Source organism: Krasilnikovia cinnamomea, from assembly GCF_004217545.1.
Classification (GTDB): domain Bacteria; phylum Actinomycetota; class Actinomycetes; order Mycobacteriales; family Micromonosporaceae; genus Actinoplanes; species Actinoplanes cinnamomeus.
In genome coordinates this window covers 1,747,796-1,762,237 of sequence record NZ_SHKY01000001.1, presented here as the reverse complement: position 1 = coordinate 1,762,237, position 14,442 = coordinate 1,747,796, and the positions used below count along the sequence as shown (strand labels likewise).

Sequence of the window (14,442 nt, the reverse complement as noted above, 5' to 3'; positions counted from 1 at the left end):
ACCCGCTGATCAGATTGGGGTTCCTCCGTGCGCTTCGCTCGTTTTGTTCATGCCGGTGGGGTGTCGTTCGGCGTCGTGGAGGGTGAGGCGGGTGCCGGTCCCGCGGGTCTGACCGTCGCCGAGATCGACAGCCTGCCGTTCGAGGCGGTGCGTTTCACGGGCCAGCGGTGGGCGCTGTCGGACGTCCGGCTGCTGGCGCCGATCTTCTCCAGCAAGGTCATCGGGGTCGGCCGCAACTACGCCGAGCACGCCGCCGAACACGGGGTGGAGGTGCCCAAGGAACCGCTGATCTTCATCAAGCCGTCCACCTCGGTGATCGGCCCGAACGACGCGATCCGGCTGCCGCCGCAGTCGCAGCGGGTGGAGCACGAGGCCGAGCTGGCGGTGGTGATCGGGGCGACCGGCGCTCGCCGGGTGGACCGGGCCGGCGCCGAGAAGGCGATCTTCGGCTACACCTGCGGCAACGACGTCACCGCCCGCGACCTGCAGCGCAGCGACCCGCAGTGGACGCGGGCGAAGGGCTTCGACTCGTTCTGCCCGCTGGGCCCGTGGATCGTCACCGACCTGGACGTGAGCGATCTGGAGATCCGCTGCGAGGTCGGGCGCGACCCCGAGGCGATGGAGGTACGCCAGCTCGGCCGGACCAGGGACATGGTCTTCGACGTGCCGACCCTGGTGTCGTACGTGTCGCACGTCATGACGCTGCTGCCGGGCGACGTGATCCTGACCGGGACCCCGGCCGGGGTGAGCGAGATCGTCTCCGGCGACACCGTCGCGGTGCGGGTGCAGGGCATCGGCGAGCTGTCCAACCCGGTGGTCGCGCTGACGTAACCGGCCTCCGGCCTGCGGTGATTCGCGGGACGGGAACCGGATTTGGCGGGCATCATGGCCTCAGGTAGAGTTCTGACCCGGTGCGGCAAGCCGCACCAATGGGGTATGGGGTAATTGGCAGCCCGACTGATTCTGGTTCAGTTAGTCTAGGTTCGAGTCCTGGTACCCCAGCGCGACCGTCTCTCGCGAGGCCGGTGGTGCTGGACTTCTGATAGAGTTCGGCCCGCCGTTCCGAGCAGGAGCGGAAGCAAGTCCTGGCCCCGTCGTCTAGCGGCCTAGGACGCCGCCCTCTCAAGGCGGTAGCGAGGGTTCGAATCCCTTCGGGGCTACAAAGCGCGACGGCCCGCGCCACCAACGGTGGCGCGGGCCGCGTTCTTTTGTCCGGCCACGCGCTCTTTCCGCAGGTGGGCTGCCCAGACGGGCACGCGGCGCAGACTGACAGGGTGACCGGCACCACGCCCGCGCCGACCACGGCCTGCCGCGGCGACGTCGGATCCTTCGTCAGCCCGCACGCGGGCCTGGCCATGAGACGACGATGCGTCGCTCAGAGGCCGGACAGGCGCTGCCCGGCGCGGACCACCGCCATCGCGTGCCGCTCGCCGGGGCGGCGGCCCAGGCGCTCGATCGGGCCGCTGATGGAGATGCCCGCGATGACCCGGCCGGTGCGGTCCCGGATCGGGGCCGAGACGCTCGCCACCCCGGGCTCGCGTTCGGCGACGCTCTGCGCCCAGCCTCGGCGGCGCACCTCGGCGAGGGTACGGCCGGTGAACTTGCACCGGGGCAGCAGCGGCATGACCGCCTCGGGCGGCTCCCAGGCCAGCAAAATCTGCGCGGCCGACCCGGCGGTCATGGGCAGCACGGAGCCGACCGGCACGGTGTCGCGCAGGCCGCTGGCGCGTTCGGCGGCGGCCACGCAGATGCGTTCGTCGGCGCGGCGCAGGTACAGCTGGGCGCTTTCGCCGGTGGCGTCCCGGAGCGCGGCCAGCAACGGCTCGGCGGCGGTCAGCAGCACGTCGGGCGCGGCGTTGGCCAGTTCGCCGAGCCGGGGTCCGGGGCGCCACCGGCCCTGGGTGTCCCGGACCAGCATCCGGTGGATCTCCAACGCCTGCGCCAACCGGTGTGCGGTGGCCCTCGGCAGCTTGGTCCGGTCGACGAGTTCGGCCAGGCTGGCGCCGTCCACGCAGGCGGCCAGGATGACGACCGCCTTGTCGAGAACGCCGACACCGCTCATACTGTGTCCCACAAGCCGAAACTTACCTCCCAGAATTTAGGATGTCCAGATGGTGGGAGTCACTCAGCCGAGGACCCTGGCCGAGAAGGTCTGGGACGACCACGTCGTGCGCGCAGCCGAGGGTGAGCCCGATCTGCTCTACATCGACCTGCACCTGCTGCACGAGGTGACCAGCCCACAGGCCTTCGACGGCCTGCGGTTGGCCGGGCGCGCGGTCCGGCGCACCGACCTCACGCTCGCAACCGAAGACCACAACACCCCTACGGGCTACGCGGACCCGTCGTTCAACACCCGCCGCGGCGAACTGTTCACCATCGCCGACACGACGTCGCGGACCCAGATCGAGACGCTGCGCCGCAACTGCGCGGAGTTCGGCGTCGAGATCCGCCCGCTCGGCAACGCGGAACAGGGCATTGTGCACGTCATCGGCCCGCAGCTCGGTCTCACCCAGCCCGGCACGACGATCGTCTGCGGCGACTCGCACACCGCCACCCACGGCGCGTTCGGCGCGCTGGCGTTCGGCATCGGCACCAGCGAGGTCGAGCACGTGCTGGCCACCCAGACCCTGCCGCAGGCCAAACCGAAGACCATGGCCGTCACGGTCGTCGGCGACCTGCACCCCGGCGTCACCGCCAAGGACCTGATCCTGGCGCTGATCGCCCAGGTGGGCACCGGCGGCGGCAACGGCCACATCGTCGAGTACCGCGGCGAGGCCATCCGCAAGCTCTCCATGGAGGGCCGGATGACCGTCTGCAACATGTCGATCGAGTGGGGCGCCAAGGCCGGCATGATCGCGCCGGACGAGACCACGTTCGCGTACCTCAAGGGCCGGGCGCACGCGCCGCAGGGCGCCGACTGGGACGCCGCCGTCGAGTACTGGCGCACGCTGCCGTCCGACGAGGGGGCCGAGTACGACACCGAGGTGATCCTCGACGCGTCGGCGATCCACCCGTTCGTCACCTGGGGCACCAACCCCGGCCAGGGCACCGCGCTCGACGGCGTCGTCCCGGATCCCGAGGACTTCGTGGACGAGGTGGAGCGCAACGCCGCCCGCCGCGCCCTGGAGTACATGGACCTGCGGCCCGGCACCCCGCTCAAGGACGTCGAGGTCGACGTCGTCTTCGTCGGCTCCTGCACCAACGGCCGCATCGAGGACCTGCGGGCCGCGGCCGACGTGCTGCGCGGGCATCAGGTGCACCAGGGCGTACGGATGATGATCGTGCCCGGCTCGTACGCGGTCCGCGAGGCCGCCGAGCAGGAGGGGCTGGACAAGGTCTTCCTCGACGCCGGGGCCGAATGGCGCTTCGCCGGCTGCTCCATGTGCCTGGGCATGAACCCGGACACGCTCGACCCCGGCCAGCGGGCCGCCTCGACCTCCAACCGCAACTTCGAGGGCCGGCAGGGCAAGGGTGGCCGTACCCACCTGGTCTCGCCGCAGGTCGCCGCCGCCACCGCCGTGGTGGGCCGGCTGGCCGCCCCGTCCGACCTGTGACCCGAGGGAATCGATCATGGACAAGTTCACCACCCACACCGGTACGGTCCTCCCGTTGCGCCGTTCCGATGTGGACACGGATCAGATCATCCCAGCCGTCTACCTGAAGCGGGTGACCCGCACCGGCTTCGAGGACGGGCTGTTCGGTGCCTGGCGGGACGACCCGGCCTTCGTGCTCAACAACCCCGCCCACACCGGGGCCACCATCCTGGTCGCCGGCCCCAACTTCGGGACCGGCTCGTCCCGGCAGCACGCCGTCTGGGCGCTGCGCGACTGGGGTTTCAAGGTGGTCATCGCGCCCCGCTTCGGCGACATCTTCCGCGGCAACGCCCTCAAAGAGGGCCTGCTGCCGGTGCAGCTGGAGCTGAAGGCGGTCGAGGCCCTCTGGGACCTGGCCGAAAGCGAGCCCGCCAAGCAGATCACGGTCGACCTCGGCGCCCGTCAGGTGCACGTGGACGACGCCGCCTGGTCCTTCCCGATCGACGATTTCAGCCGGTGGCGGCTCATGGAGGGCCTCGACGACATCGGACTGACCCTGCGCCACTCGGACACGATTTCGGCGTTCGAGAAGGCCCGCCCGGCTTTCAAGCCGGTCGTCGCCTGAGCCCCATTCCCTAGGCCCAGCCGTCCTTTTCGCCCCCACCGGCTCCCCGGTGGGGGCGAAATCGTTGCGACACAAGGCGTTTTTTCATGCAGATGTTTGTGTCTGCTGGTCAAAGGGCATAGCGTGCGCGCAGAATGGCTCGCATCGGGCCAGTTCTCATGTTCGGGAGGGGAAACCGTGAACAAGGCCGAGCTCATCGAGGCGCTCGCCGCCCGACTGGGGGACCGGAAGTCGGCGACGGCGGCGCTGGATGCGGTCATCAGCGAGGTACAGAATGCCGTCACCAAGGGCGACCGAGTAGCCATTACCGGGTTCGGCGTCTTCGAAAAACGGGTCCGTAATGCCCGTACCGCGCGCAATCCGCGCACCGGCGAACCGGTCAAGGTGAAGAAGACGTCCGTGCCGGCCTTCAAGCCGGGCACCGGTTTCCGCGACATGGTCGCCAGCGGCAAGGTGGCCAAGGCCGCCGCTGCCGCCAAGAAGACCGCCGCGAAGGCCGCCCCGGCCAAGGCCACCGCCACCAAGTCGACCGCGAAGTCCGCGGCGGCCAAGAAGACCACGGCCAAGGCCACCACGGCCCGCAAGACCGCCGCCAGCAAGACGGCACCGGCCAAGACCGCCAGGACCGCGGCCAAGAAGACCACCACGGCCCGCAAGACCGCTGCCAGCAAGACGGCACCGGCCAAGACGGCGCGGACCGCGGCGGCCAAGAAGACCACGGCCAAGGCCACCACCGCCCGCAAGACCGCCGCCACCAGGGCGCCGGCCAAGGCGACCAAGACCGCGGCGGCCAAGAAGACCACCGCGAAGAAGACCGCCTCCGCGACGGCACGCACCACGTCCGCCGCGAAGGCCACCACGGCCCGCACCCGCAAGGCCTGAGCGGCGGCGGGTCCGCCCGCCGCCCACCGAAAGGCGTCCACCCGTACGGTGGACGCCTTTCGCGTGTTCGCGCGGCGCCCACATCGCGGCACCTACCGTCCGGGCATGAAGCGCAGACCGTCGCGGCCGCGCGGGCTGGTGAGCCGTTCGGCGCTGGCCGCGGGCATCTTCGCCGCCGCCGTCGTGCCCGGCTGGACCCTCGGCAGCCTGACCGAGGGCTGGACCGGCTGGGGCGTGCTGGACTGGCTGATCACCTGCGGCTGGTCCGCCGTCGCGGTGTACGCCCTCGCCCCGTACACGTCGTACCGCCGGCGCGACGCGGTGATCGCGATCGTGCCGCTGCTCGGGTGGTATCTCGCCAGCGTGCTCTCGTGGCGGGCGGCGCTGCTGCCGTACCGGGACTGGGAACCGCGTGCCGACGAGCTGTGGCGGGCCCGCTGGCTCACCGGTGACCTGGTCGGCTACTGGCGGGCCGACTCGCAGCCCGCGGTGCGCCGGCGCGTGGGTGGCCGTACCGGACTCAGAGCCGCGTCAGACCGATCAGGCGCTCGCCCGACCACGTGAGCACCCAGCCGCCGCCCTTGGGCGTCTTGTAGGGCACCGGATCGTCCGCGTTGTCCAGCAGGGCCAGCAGCGGCGCGATCAGCTTGCCCTGGGTGCACACCACGGCCGTCGCGTCCATCCGCACCAGCGCCAGGCGGGCCGCGGCGGCCTTCGCCCGCTGCGGCGCCTCGTCCGGCTCCGGCGGCTCGGCCATCGTCGCGTCCTGCTCCAGCGGCAGGCCCAGCCGGTCCGCCAGCGGCTGCACCGTCTGCACGCAGCGCACCGGCGGCGCCGTGACCAGGCGGCGCGGCTCGAGCAGCGCCAGCACCTCCGCCAACGTCGCGGCCTGGCGCAACCCCTCCGGATCCAGTGGCCGCAACGCGTCCGGGCCCGCCCATGCGGCCCGCTGCCCGGCCCGCCCGTGGCGGATCAGCGCCACCACCGAAGTCACCGGCGGCAGGTCCATGGCGTGCTCCACCAGCCGCGCGTCGACGCCGTAGGTCAGGCGCCGCATCGCGGCCCGCGGCGTCAGCCAGTCGACCCCGTCCACCTCGGCCGGATCCGCGGGCTGCCCGGCGGGCCCGTCGGCCGCGCGCATCAGCCAGAAGTCCACGGTCTTCGGTACGCCGTCCGGCAGGACGTACGACACCTCGGGCAGGCGCAGCTGTGGCCGGCCGCGCACCCCGGTCTCCTCGAACACCTCCCGTACGGCGGCGACCAGGGAGTGCTCCCCGGTGTGCAACTTGCCCTTCGGCAGGCTCCAGTCGTCGTGTGCCGGGCGGTGCACCACGCAGATCCGCGTCTCGTCACCCGCCCGCCGCCACAGGATCCCGCCGGCGGCCCGGACCGGCGGGGACACTCAGCCGGCCTTCCCGGTGACCCGCCGCAGCAGCGCCTCCTGCAGGTGGATGTGCGGTTCGGCGGGGGTCGAGGCCCGCCGGTGCCAGTTGCCGTCGCCGGTGAGCTCCCAGCACTCGCTGTCGTCGCTCATCGCCATCTCCAGCACGTTGCGCAGGTCCTGCTGGGCCGACGGCAGGGTCACCCGGACCAGCGCCTCGACCCGGCGGTCCAGGTTGCGGTGCATCAGGTCGGCCGAGCCGATCCAGTACTCCGCGTCGTCGCCCGCGCCGAACCGGAACACCCGCGAGTGCTCCAGGAAGCGCCCGACGATCGAGCGCACCCGGATGTTGTCCGACAGCCCCGCGATCCCCGGGCGCAGCGCGCACATGCCCCGGATCACCAGATCGATCCGTACGCCCGCCTGGGACGCGCGGTACAGCGCGTCGACGGTCTCCTCGTCCACGAGCGAGTTCACCTTGAACTGCACCAGGGCGTCGCCGCCCGCGCGGGCGATCCGCGCCTGTTCCTCGATCCGCTCGATCAGGCCCGCCCGCACGCTGTGCGGGGCGACGAGCAGCCGCCGGTACGTCGTCTGGCGGCTGTAGCCGGTGAGCACGTTGAACAGATCTGTGACGTCCGCGCCGACCTCCGGATCGGCCGTGAGCATGCCGAAATCCTCGTACAGTCGGGCGGTCTTGGGGTGGTAGTTGCCCGTGCCGATGTGGCAGTAGCGGCGCAACTGGTTGCCCTCCTGGCGCACCACCAGCGAGGTCTTGCAGTGCGTCTTGAGCCCGACCAGGCCGTAGACGACGTGGCAGCCGGCCTTCTCCAGCGTGCGCGCCCAGCCGATGTTCGCGACCTCGTCGAAGCGGGCCTTCACCTCGACCAGCACCACCACCTGCTTGCCCGCCTCGGCCGCGTCGACCAGCGCGTCGACGATCGGGGAGTCGCCGCTGGTGCGGTACAGCGTCTGCTTGATGGCCAGCACGTGCGGGTCGGCGGCGGCCTGCTCGATGAAGCGCTGCACGCTGGTCGAGAACGAGTGGTACGGGTGGTGCACCAGGATGTCGCACTCGCGCAGCCGGTTGAAGACGCTGCGCGGCACCTCGCCGTCGGCCAGCTGCGGGTGGGTCGCCGGGACGAACGAGCGGTCCTTGAGGTCGTCGCGGTCGCACTCGTTGAACACCTGCCACAGCGCGGACAGGTCGAGCAGGCCCGGCACCCGCAGCACGTCCTCGCTCTCCATCTCCAGCTCGCGGGTCAGCAGGTCGAGCACGTGGTCGCTGATGGACGCGGCCACCTCCAGCCGTACCGGCGGGCCGAAGCGGCGCTGCGCCAGCTCGCGTTCCAGCGCCTGCAGCAGGTCCTCGTCGCGGTCCTCGTCGACCTCGAGCTCGGCGTTGCGGGTGACCCGGAACAGGTGCCACTCCAGGATCTGCATGCCGGGGAAGAGCTGGTCGAGGTGGACCGCGATGAGCTCCTCGACCGGCAGGAACCGTACGCCCCGGCTGTCGTTCTGGACCGTGACGAAGCGCGCCACGTTGTTGGGCACCTTGACCCGGGCGAACAGCTCCGAGCTGGCGTCGGCCGGGTCGCGCAGCGCCACGGCCAGATTCAGCGACCGGCTGGAGATGTACGGGAACGGGTGCGCCGGGTCCACCGCCAGCGGGGTGAGGACCGGGAACACCTGCTCCCGGAAGAACGTGTGCAGCCGCTCGCGCTCGGGCGCGTCCAGTTCCTCCCAGCCGACCAGCTCGATGCCCTCGGCGGACAGCTTCGGACGGACCTCCTCGCCGAAACAGGCGGCGTGGCGGGTCACCAGGTCGGCGGCCCGTTCGTTGATCATCTCCAGCTGGAAGCGGAGCGAGACCCGGTCGCCGCCGCGCTTGGGCAGACCCGCCTTGAGGCGGCGTTTCAGGCCGGCCACCCGGACCATGTAGAACTCGTCCAGGTTGCTGGCGAAGATGGCGAGGAACTTGGCGCGTTCCAGCAGCGGGGTGCCGGGGTCCTCGGCCAGCGCCAGGACGCGGGCGTTGAAGTCGAGCCAGGACAGCTCGCGGTTGAGGAAACGATCCTCCGGCAGTGGGTCCTCGGTGACCTCGTCCGGTGCGGTCGGCGGGGCGGCGGTCATGACGAGCTCCGTCGGTGGGGTGGCGGATGTGGTGGGTTGGGCCGGTGCGGCGGGCTCCCCGGCACGAGGACCGGGCGGTGTGGCGGCCGAGCGCTGGGGCGGAGCGGTGGGGACTTCCCCGGTCGCCGGGCGGGGCAGGAAGCGCCCGTCGGGCCCGCGTTGCCGGGAGCCGTCAGCCCCGCCCTGCCGCGATCCGGAAGCGGTCGCCCGGGCCGATCCGGGCACGATCGTGTTAGGGCCGACGGGCGGGGTGCTCATTGCTCCATCATTGCCCGATCGTGGTTAACGGGGAATGAACACCGGCATGTCGACTCAGTCGATTCCCGGTAGCTGGACACCCGTCACGCCACCCGAGGCATCCCGCCGCACCGACAGCCGCTGGCCGAGGCGCAGCAGGCGCAAACCGGAGCGCGCGAACGCCTCCGCTCCGAACGCCAGTTCCGTGCCGTCGTCGAGCAGCAGCGTGCCCGTGTGCGTCTGCGGATCGAACGTCGCAACCGTGCCCTGCATACCCCGTACGCTACCGGGCCGGGGCGCCCGAACCGGCGCAGTCCTCGGTCTGCCCCAGCGAACGCAGCAGCCCGCAGGTGAACGCCCCCGCGCCCAACGCCAGCACCGCCCGCAGATCCGCCGGGGTGTCGACGTCCTGACGCAGCCCCGGCCACTCGCCCGCCAGCGGGCGCGCCCCCGAGGCCGCGTGTTCGCCCGCCGAGCCGGGGCCGAAGCGCGGCCCGAGCGGCACCCCGACCGGCGCGGCCAGCAGTACCGTGCCGGTGCCCGCCGCGTCCGCGACGAACGCCCGCCCGTCGGCCCGCGCGGGCGGCGGTGGCGCCGTCGTGGCGGCGGACAGCGCCGCCGCCAGTTCCTCCGGGCGCAGCGCGGGAAGATCGCCCGCCAGCACCACCCGGGGATGCGACAGGCCCGCGACGGTGTCCGCGCCGTGGCGCAGGGCGGCGTTCAGGCCCGCCGCGGGGTGGTCGGGCACCGGGCGGGCACCCAGCTCGGCGACCGCGCCGGCCGCGTCCGGGTCGTCCGTCACCACCAGCAGCTCCGCCACGGCCGCGGTGTCGAGCACCGCGGCCACGGTGTCGCGCAGCATCGCCAGCGCGAGTTCCGCGTGGCGTGCCGGGGCCACGGCGCCCCGCAGCCGGCTCTTCGCCGTACCCAGCCGCTTCACGGGGATCACCGCCACCCAGCCCGTTCCTGCCACGGTCCCATCCTGCCAGCGACGCGGCGGCGTACCCCTGCCTGGCTCCGGCGCCGGGGAACAGGCATGATTTCGTCGCAGGGGTGTGGGCGGCGGGGGTGCGCCGCGGGAGCAGGGAGACGCAGTGGCGCAGCGCAAGCTCGGGTTCTGGCAGTGGGTCGCCGTGGGGCTGGCCCTGCCGACGATGAAGGTCTGGACGAAGCACACCTGGACCGGCCTGGACAACCTGCCCGCGACCGGCGGCGCGATCATCGTGTCGAACCACCTCTCCCACTTCGACCCGCTGGTGCTCGCCCACTTCATCTTCGGCGCCGGCCGCTGGCCGCAGTTCCTCGGCAAGGCCAGCATCTGGAAGGTTCCCGGCGTCGGTTTCCTGCTGAACAAGGTCGAGCAGATCCCGGTCGAGCGCGGCAGCGTGGAGGCCGTCCGGTCGCTCGACACGCTCGTCGCGGCGATCCGCGCCGGCGGCATCGTGGTCATCTACCCCGAGGGCACCACCACCCGCGAACCGGACCTGTGGCCGATGCGCGGCAAGACCGGGGCCGCGCGGCTGGCGCTGCTCACGGGCGCGCCGGTCATCCCCGTGGCGCTCGACGGCGCGCAGCGGGTGTTCGACCCGCGCACCAAGAGGTTCTCGGTGCGCCCGCGCATCCCGGTCCGGGTCGCCGCGGGCAAACCGGTCGACCTGAGTCGCTGGCAGGGCGAGGCGGCGAGCCGTACGGTGCTGGAGCAGATGACCGAGGCCATCATGCTGACCATCCGCGACCTGCTGGGCGAGCTGCGCGGCGCCCCACCGCCGCCGCTGTACCAGCCGGGCGGACGGCGCACCGCGGTCACGGACACCCCTGACGGAGGTACGGAATGAAGGCCACGGTCCTGGGCTCCGGTGCGTGGGGTACGGCGTTCGCGAAGGTACTCGCCGAGGCGGGCGCGGACGTGACGATCTGGGCGCGGCGCGAAGCGGTGGCCCAGGCCATCCGCGAGCGGGGCGTCAACGAGGGCTCGCTGCCCGGGGTCAAGCTGCCCGACCGGGTCACCGCCACCCACGACCTGCCGGCGGCGGTGGCGGGGGCGGGCATGGTGTTCATCGCGGTGCCCTCGCAGACCCTGCGCGCGAACCTGGCCGACTGGGCACCGCACATCCCGGGCGACGCCACCCTCATCTCGCTGATGAAGGGCATCGAGCTGGGCACCACCAAGCGGATGAGCCAGGTGATCGTGGAGACCGCCCAGGTGGACCCGGGCCGCGTCGCGGTCGTCTCCGGGCCCAACCTGGCCCCCGAGATCGCCGGTGAACAGCCCGCCGCCACGGTCGTCGCGTGCACCGACGAGGGCCGGGCCAAGCAGGTCCAGCAGGCCATCGCGCTGCCGTACCTGCGGCCGTACACCAGCGACGACGTCATCGGGTGCGAGCTGGGCGGCGCGGTGAAGAACGTGATCGCGCTGGCGTACGGCATGGCCACCGCGATGGGGCTGGGCGACAACACCCGGGCGTCGCTGATCACCCGGGGGCTGGCCGAGACGGCCCGGCTGGGCGTCGCGCTCGGCGCGGACCCGCTGACCTTCGCCGGGCTGGCCGGGCTGGGCGACCTGGTGGCCACCTGCTCGTCGCCGCTGTCGCGCAACCGGACCTTCGGCGAGCACCTGGGGCGCGGCGAGTCGCTGGAGGCGGCGCAGGCCTCCACCAAGCAGACCGCCGAGGGCGTCAAGAGCTGCCTGGCCGTGCGGGACCTGGCCCGCGCCCACGGCGTCGAGATGCCGATCACCGAGCAGGTGGAGCGCGTCTGCCACGAGGGCGTGGACCCGCGGGTCGCGGTGAAGCTGCTGATGGGCCGGGAGATGAAACCCGAATGACGTACGGCGACGGCACCCGCGCCGTGCACGCCGGGTTGCCGGCGCCGGAGCCGGGGCAGCCGTTCCTGCCGGGGCCGGTGTTCGCCGCGCCGTACCACCTGGATCCGGAGACCGGGCCGGGCCGCGACGGGTACGGGCGTCCCGACAACCCGACCCGGCGCGCCCTGGAGGCGGCCATCGGGGAACTGGAGGGCGGACCGGCGCTGGCGTTCGCCAGCGGGCAGGCCGCCATCACGGGGCTGCTGCTGGCCACCCTGCGGGCGGGCGACACGGTCGCGTTGCCGTCGGACGGGTACTTCACGGTGCGCGCGTTCGCCGAGGGTGCCCTGCGGGACCTGGGGGTCCGTACCGTCCTGGTGCCCACGGCCGGGCCGTACCCGGCGTTCGACGGGGTCCGGCTGGTGCTGCTGGAGACGCCCGCGAATCCCGGTCTGGACGTGTGTGACATCCGGGCGGTGGCCGCCGCCGCGCACGCGTCGGGCGCGCTGGTCGCCGTGGACAACACCACCGCCACGCCGCTGGGCCAGCGCCCGCTGGAGCTCGGCGCCGACGTGGTCGTCGCCTCCGGCACGAAGGCGCTGACCGGGCACTCCGACGTGCTGCTCGGCTACGTCGCCACCGGGGACGAGGACCTGCTGGCCCGGATGACCACGTGGCGGGCGCAGACCGGCGGCATCCCGGGCGCGTTCGACGCCTGGCTGGCCCACCGGTCGCTGGCGACCCTGGACCTGCGGCTGGCCCGGCAGAGCGCGAACGCGGACGCCGTGGCCCGGCTGCTGGCGGACCGTACGGACGTCACCGGGCTGCGCTGGCCGGGGCTGCCGGGCGATCCTTCGTACGCGCTGGCCCGGGCGCAGATGCGGCGGATCCCCGGGGTGGTCTCGTTCGACCTGGGCGGCGCGGAACGGGTGGCCCGGTTCCTGGCCGCGTCGCGGCTGGTGTTCGCGGCGACGTCGTTCGGCGGGGTGCACACCTCGGCGGACCGGCGCGCCCAGTGGGGCGACGACACCGCCCCCGGCTTCGTGCGCCTGTCCTGCGGCATCGAGGACACGGCCGACCTGCTCGCCGACCTGACCGACGCCCTCGACGCCGCCTGAGGCGTACACCGCTACGGTGAGCGCATGACGGCGCAGGGGGAGCAGGCGGCCCCGCAGTGGGGAAGTTTCACCGGAGACCAGGTCGCGGCACTGACCCGGGGCACGAGCTTCCTCGCGGAGCCCAGGGAGCGGGACTGTCCCGCGTGCGGTCGGCGCGCTGTGCGCGCGTACCTGAATGCTCCGCCGCAGGCGCGGCGGCCCACCCTGGTGAGCTACGTGTGGTGCTCGGCCTGCCACCGGTTCGTCGGCACCCGCGCCGCGCATCCCGCCGGGATCGTCGTCTCCGACCCGCTGGCCGTGCTCTCCGCCGAGCAGCGGCGCGAGCTGGAGGGCAGCCTGGTCGGCTTCCTCACCCACCTTGACCGGCTCTGGGACTCCGGCGTCCTCCCGCAGACCTTCACCGCCGCCGTCTGAGCTCCCGCAAAATCGGTTACGCGACGTGTTGGTCTGATTGACGGTGCGTCCTATTCGTCGTGTTCCTGCTGGCGGGATCGGAGAAATGGCCTACGCAGAGTAGGGTCTGCTCCGGCATGCCGAGGTGAGCAGGCAGCCGGCCGTGGCGACGCGGCGCCCGACAGCCCCGGATGAGGAGCCCTTCAGTGTCGACCCCTCGCAAGACCCGTGTGGCGCTCGTGTTCGGCGGGCGCAGCACCGAGCACGGCATCTCCTGCGTCAGCGCCGGCAGCATCCTGTCCGCCCTCTCCCCGGACGAGTACGAGGTCGTGCCGGTCGGCATCACCCGCGCGGGCCGCTGGGTGCTGGCCAGCGCCGACCCGGCTCCACTGGCCATCGCGAACCGGCGGCTGCCCGAGATCACCGCGGCGGCGGGCTCGGCGGTGGTGCTGCCCACCGACCCCACCGCCAACGGCCTGCTGGTGCTCGACCCGACCGCCGGGGCCACCGCGCTCGCGGACGTGGACGTCGTCTTCCCGGTGCTGCACGGCGCGTACGGCGAGGACGGCACCATCCAGGGCCTGCTGGAGATGGCCGGCATCCCGTATGTGGGTGCCAACGTGTTCGCCTCCGCCGCCGCCATGGACAAGGAGTTCACCAAGAAGCTCGCGGCGGCCGAGGGCATTCCGGTCGGCCCGTACGCGGTGCTGCGCGCCGGTGCCTCGCTGTCCCAGGCGGACAAGGAGCGCCTCGGCCTGCCCGTCTTCGTCAAGCCGTCCCGGGCCGGTTCGTCGCACGGCATCACCAAGGTCAGCGACTGGGCCGAGTTGGACGCGGCGGTCGCGACGGCCCGGCAGATCGACCCCAAGGTGCTCATCGAGGCGGCCGTCGTGGGGCGCGAGATCGAGTGCGGGGTGCTGGAGGGGGAGGCCGGCGGCGCGCCCGAGGCGTCGCTGCTGGCCGAGATCCACGTCAGCGACCACGAGTTCTACGACTTCGAGGCGAAGTACCTCGACGGGTCCTCCTCGTACGACATCCCCGCCGACCTGCCGCTCGAGGTGAGCCGGAAGGTGCAGGAGTACGCCTGCCGCACCTTCACCGCCCTGGACTGCGCCGGGCTGGGCCGGGTCGACTTCTTCGTCACGGCCGACCACCAGATCTACCTCAACGAGATCAACACGATGCCGGGGTTCACCCCGACCTCGATGTTCCCGCTGATGTGGGCGGCCACCGGCCTGGAGTACCCGAAGCTGGTGGACCGGCTGATCCGCACCGCCCTGCGGCGCGGCACCGGCCTGCACTGACCGTGCGTCGGGCGGGGTCGGTCCGCCCGTGGG

15 protein-coding genes and 2 tRNA genes are annotated in these 14,442 nt (G+C 72.5%); 12 read left to right on the top strand and 5 right to left on the bottom strand.

The window, feature by feature from the left end:
• Window positions 1–27 precede the first annotated feature (27 nt).
• The 3 genes from EV385_RS07775 to EV385_RS07765 all read left to right on the top strand — a co-directional run bounded on the left by EV385_RS07775 (window position 28) and on the right by EV385_RS07765 (window position 1,160).
• Window positions 28–831, top strand: a complete 804-nt coding sequence (locus EV385_RS07775; RefSeq protein ID WP_130508839.1) for a fumarylacetoacetate hydrolase family protein — start codon at window positions 28–30, stop codon at window positions 829–831.
• A 99-nt stretch (window positions 832–930) separates the two neighbouring features.
• Window positions 931–1,002 (top strand) — tRNA-Gln (locus EV385_RS07770).
• A gap of 85 nt (window positions 1,003–1,087) precedes the next feature.
• A tRNA-Glu gene (locus EV385_RS07765) sits at window positions 1,088–1,160 on the top strand.
• A gap of 215 nt (window positions 1,161–1,375) precedes the next feature.
• Here the strand turns inward: EV385_RS07765 and EV385_RS07760 are convergent.
• On the bottom strand, window positions 1,376–2,062 hold the full coding sequence (locus EV385_RS07760) for an IclR family transcriptional regulator (protein WP_130508838.1): 687 nt from the start codon (window positions 2,060–2,062) through the stop codon (window positions 1,376–1,378).
• A gap of 49 nt (window positions 2,063–2,111) precedes the next feature.
• Between EV385_RS07760 and leuC the strand changes: the two genes are divergently transcribed.
• The 4 genes from leuC to EV385_RS07740 all read left to right on the top strand — a co-directional run bounded on the left by leuC (window position 2,112) and on the right by EV385_RS07740 (window position 5,604).
• Window positions 2,112–3,554 (top strand): 3-isopropylmalate dehydratase large subunit, encoded by a 1,443-nt coding sequence (leuC, locus tag EV385_RS07755; protein WP_130508837.1) that lies wholly within the window; start codon window positions 2,112–2,114, stop codon window positions 3,552–3,554.
• 16 nt (window positions 3,555–3,570) lie between these two features.
• Window positions 3,571–4,158, top strand: coding sequence for a 3-isopropylmalate dehydratase small subunit (gene leuD, locus EV385_RS07750; protein WP_130508836.1), 588 nt, complete (start codon window positions 3,571–3,573; stop codon window positions 4,156–4,158).
• A 177-nt stretch (window positions 4,159–4,335) separates the two neighbouring features.
• Window positions 4,336–5,040, top strand: a complete 705-nt coding sequence (locus EV385_RS07745) for an HU family DNA-binding protein (RefSeq protein WP_165449412.1) — start codon at window positions 4,336–4,338, stop codon at window positions 5,038–5,040.
• A 105-nt stretch (window positions 5,041–5,145) separates the two neighbouring features.
• Window positions 5,146–5,604 carry a hypothetical protein gene (locus tag EV385_RS07740; protein WP_242624764.1) on the top strand — a complete coding sequence of 153 codons (459 nt, stop codon included), beginning with the start codon at window positions 5,146–5,148 and terminating at the stop codon, window positions 5,602–5,604.
• Here the strand turns inward: EV385_RS07740 and EV385_RS07735 are convergent.
• From EV385_RS07735 to cofC, 4 genes are read right to left on the bottom strand one after another with little or no spacing between them, the layout of a single operon-like run.
• Window positions 5,561–6,442 carry an NUDIX hydrolase gene (locus tag EV385_RS07735; protein WP_130508834.1) on the bottom strand — a complete coding sequence of 294 codons (882 nt, stop codon included), beginning with the start codon at window positions 6,440–6,442 and terminating at the stop codon, window positions 5,561–5,563. The two genes, EV385_RS07740 and EV385_RS07735, sit on opposite strands and share 44 nt — an antisense overlap.
• On the bottom strand, window positions 6,443–8,812 hold the full coding sequence (locus EV385_RS07730; protein WP_130508833.1) for an RNA degradosome polyphosphate kinase: 2,370 nt from the start codon (window positions 8,810–8,812) through the stop codon (window positions 6,443–6,445).
• 54 nt (window positions 8,813–8,866) lie between these two features.
• A complete protein-coding gene (locus EV385_RS34915; RefSeq protein WP_130508832.1) occupies window positions 8,867–9,064 on the bottom strand; it encodes a cold-shock protein in 198 nt (65 codons plus the stop codon).
• 10 nt (window positions 9,065–9,074) lie between these two features.
• On the bottom strand, window positions 9,075–9,764 hold the full coding sequence (gene cofC / locus EV385_RS07720) for a 2-phospho-L-lactate guanylyltransferase (protein WP_242624762.1): 690 nt from the start codon (window positions 9,762–9,764) through the stop codon (window positions 9,075–9,077).
• Window positions 9,765–9,885: 121 nt separating this feature from the next.
• On the opposite strand from cofC, the gene EV385_RS07715 reads away from it, so the two are divergent.
• The 5 genes from EV385_RS07715 (at window position 9,886) to EV385_RS07695 (ending at window position 14,409) form a co-directional block, all read left to right on the top strand.
• Window positions 9,886–10,626, top strand: coding sequence for a lysophospholipid acyltransferase family protein (locus EV385_RS07715; RefSeq protein ID WP_130508831.1), 741 nt, complete (start codon window positions 9,886–9,888; stop codon window positions 10,624–10,626).
• On the top strand, window positions 10,623–11,615 hold the full coding sequence (locus EV385_RS07710) for an NAD(P)H-dependent glycerol-3-phosphate dehydrogenase (RefSeq protein ID WP_130508830.1): 993 nt from the start codon (window positions 10,623–10,625) through the stop codon (window positions 11,613–11,615). Before EV385_RS07715 ends, EV385_RS07710 begins: the two co-directional genes overlap by 4 nt.
• Entirely contained in the window at window positions 11,612–12,712 is a 1,101-nt protein-coding gene (locus tag EV385_RS07705) for a cystathionine gamma-lyase (RefSeq protein ID WP_130508829.1), read from the top strand. The genes EV385_RS07710 and EV385_RS07705 overlap by 4 nt, the downstream gene beginning before the upstream one ends.
• A 24-nt stretch (window positions 12,713–12,736) precedes the next feature.
• Window positions 12,737–13,126 carry a hypothetical protein gene (locus EV385_RS07700; RefSeq protein WP_130508828.1) on the top strand — a complete coding sequence of 130 codons (390 nt, stop codon included), beginning with the start codon at window positions 12,737–12,739 and terminating at the stop codon, window positions 13,124–13,126.
• Between the two features lie 185 nt (window positions 13,127–13,311).
• The gene (locus tag EV385_RS07695; protein WP_130508827.1) at window positions 13,312–14,409 is read left to right on the top strand and encodes a D-alanine--D-alanine ligase family protein; all 1,098 of its coding nucleotides are present in this window, start codon (window positions 13,312–13,314) and stop codon (window positions 14,407–14,409) included.
• The last annotated feature ends 33 nt before the right edge of the window (window positions 14,410–14,442 follow it).

Excerpts from the sequence above, each read along its gene's own strand:
- leuC (WP_130508837.1), top strand. The coding sequence starts at position 2,112 with ATGGTGGGAGTCACTCAGCCGAGGACCCTGGCCGAGAAGGTCTGGGAC.
- EV385_RS07760 (WP_130508838.1), bottom strand. The coding sequence starts at position 2,062 with ATGAGCGGTGTCGGCGTTCTCGACAAGGCGGTCGTCATCCTGGCCGCC.
- EV385_RS07710 (WP_130508830.1), top strand. The coding sequence starts at position 10,623 with ATGAAGGCCACGGTCCTGGGCTCCGGTGCGTGGGGTACGGCGTTCGCG.
- EV385_RS07740 (WP_242624764.1), top strand. The coding sequence starts at position 5,146 with ATGAAGCGCAGACCGTCGCGGCCGCGCGGGCTGGTGAGCCGTTCGGCG.
- EV385_RS07705 (WP_130508829.1), top strand. The coding sequence starts at position 11,612 with ATGACGTACGGCGACGGCACCCGCGCCGTGCACGCCGGGTTGCCGGCG.
- EV385_RS07700 (WP_130508828.1), top strand. The coding sequence starts at position 12,737 with ATGACGGCGCAGGGGGAGCAGGCGGCCCCGCAGTGGGGAAGTTTCACC.
- leuD (WP_130508836.1), top strand. The coding sequence starts at position 3,571 with ATGGACAAGTTCACCACCCACACCGGTACGGTCCTCCCGTTGCGCCGT.
- EV385_RS34915 (WP_130508832.1), bottom strand. The coding sequence starts at position 9,064 with ATGCAGGGCACGGTTGCGACGTTCGATCCGCAGACGCACACGGGCACG.
- EV385_RS07730 (WP_130508833.1), bottom strand. The coding sequence starts at position 8,812 with ATGAGCACCCCGCCCGTCGGCCCTAACACGATCGTGCCCGGATCGGCC.